Below are 1,895 nucleotides of genomic sequence, written 5' to 3'. Positions count from 1 at the left end.
GGAGCACTGTCGCGGTAGCGGTGCGGAGCACTATGATGTGGGCGGGATCCCAACCGAACAGCCATGCAACCCTTGCACATCTTGCTGGCAGAAGGCAACCCTCATCTGCGCAGCTTGCTGTGTTGGCATTTGCAACAGGCCGGACACCAAGTTTGGGCAGCAGAGACCCTTCGCCAGGCAAAGACCCTGCTGCAACAGCAGCCCATTCACCTGCTGATTTTGGATGCGGAGCTGTCCAACCGCGGCGGGCTGCAACTGTGCCAGTGGGCCCATCGCCAATGTGATCTGTTAATTCTGCTACTCTCCCACCGGGGATCCGAGGCGGATATCATCGCCGGCCTGGAGGCAGGAGCGGACGATTACCTCACCAAGCCCTTCAGTATGCAACTGCTGGATGCCCACCTTCTAGCCTTGGCTCGGCGACGACAGCGGCATATTCCTCCCACCTTTCTGCAGTATGGGGATCTCAAAATTGACCTGGTGCAACGGCGCGTTGCCCTGGCCGGGGAAGGGATCGACCTCACGCCTCAGGAGTTTAGCCTGCTGATGGTGCTGGTGCAGGCGGATGGGGATCCCGTCTCTCGTCTAGAGCTACTAGAGCGAGCGTGGCCGGATTCCACCGATAACCCTCGCACCGTCGATACCCATATCCTCTCGTTGCGCAAAAAGCTGGAACGGGATCCGCGCCAGCCCAGCTTGATCCACACAGTGCGCAATGTCGGCTACTGCTTCGGTCTCAACCCCCCGCTGCCTCAGGAACAGAAAACTCTGTCAGCCGCTGCAGGCGATTCAGGATCTGGGCCTCAGCGGCAGCGTCGTGGAGTCGCAGCGTCAGGCAAAGCACCTACTAAGGAATAGCTAGTTAACGTCAATTCCGCTAGGCAGAATCGGGATTGCTAAGTTGCAGCAGAGACCGGCGCACCCGCTGCTCCAAGGCCAGGTTGTGATGTCGGCGGCTGACCTGCAAAGCTGCCTGCAAATCCGAAAAAGCTGTTGCTTTATCTCCCATATTCCAGTAGGCCAGCCCTCGTCCGTACAAGCCATACTCGTCGGAGAGGTCAATCCGGTTCATATCCGCTTCCAGGCGAAAGGCCCGCTCGTAGTCGTCCAAAGCAGCTTTGATCTCCCCCAGCGCATAGAGAAGGTTGCCCCTGCTGTAGAGGACGTTGGGCTGTTGGGGTTCTATTTCTAGGCTGCGGCTGAGGTCGGCAATGGCCTCGTCAAAGTGATCACCACAGGCGTAGGTCACCCCCCGCTGGTAGTAGTGGGCTGGGCTGGGATCCCAGTCAATAGCCTGCGACCAATCGGACAAAGCCGCCTCCCAGGTGCCCAGGTAGCTGTGTAAACGGGCCCGCTGGGAATGGGCAAGCGCTGAGGTGGGATCCAAGCGAATGGCTTCATCCAGATGAGCTAGGGCCAAAGGCAGGGATCCCTGTTGCATGAGCAGGTTGGCCAAGCTGAGGTGGTGGGGGACATTGGGGTGTAGGCGCACTAGCTCAGCAAACTCCGCCGTTGCTCCCTGGAGATCCCCCTGAGATTGACGAATCAGCCCGCGATAAAAATAGGGTTCTGGTCGCCGCGGGGCCAACCGGATCGCCTGGCCGAAATCCTCCAGGGCCTGGGGAACTTGGCCGAGGGCAAAGTAGGCTTCTCCCCGCAAAATGTAGGCGTTGGCCAGGCAGGGATCCCGTTGCAAAGCCAAGCTGAGCTGTTCAATAGCCCCCAGCAAATCCCGGTTCAGCCACCGTTCTCGACCACGGTTGTAGGCCAAGATGGCCGGACGGGTAAAGGCAGAGATGGCGGCTGCACCCACCAGGCCCATCACTGCCAAAAGACGATCCTGCCGCCAGCTGGCCATGCTCCCCAGCAACAGGGCAACCGCAATCAAAAGGCGC

The 1,895-nt window shown here is 59.6% G+C and carries 2 protein-coding genes; one reads left to right on the top strand and one right to left on the bottom strand.

Features of this window, described 5'->3' with window-relative positions:
* Nucleotides 1-63: 63 nt before the first annotated feature.
* Complete coding sequence (locus tag NW856_RS12240; RefSeq protein ID WP_414400495.1) at nt 64-858, top strand: response regulator transcription factor; 795 nt, start codon at nt 64-66, stop codon at nt 856-858.
* A gap of 19 nt (nt 859-877) precedes the next feature.
* Here NW856_RS12240 and NW856_RS12235 read toward each other — a convergent pair.
* Nucleotides 878-1,895 (bottom strand): tetratricopeptide repeat protein (locus tag NW856_RS12235; protein ID WP_414400494.1); only part of this gene is annotated, 1,018 nt, incomplete at its 5' end.

The sequence above is a fragment of the Synechococcus sp. R3-13 genome (assembly GCF_047462195.1).
Lineage (GTDB): Bacteria > Cyanobacteriota > Cyanobacteriia > Thermostichales > Thermostichaceae > Thermostichus.
The sequence above is the reverse complement of the archived record's forward strand: the minus strand, read 5'-3'. Positions and strand labels throughout refer to the sequence as shown.

What these genes read in the sequence shown, in the direction of transcription:
- NW856_RS12240 (WP_414400495.1), top strand. Translation starts at nt 64, where the DNA reads ATGCAACCCTTGCACATCTTGCTGGCAGAAGGCAACCCTCATCTGCGC.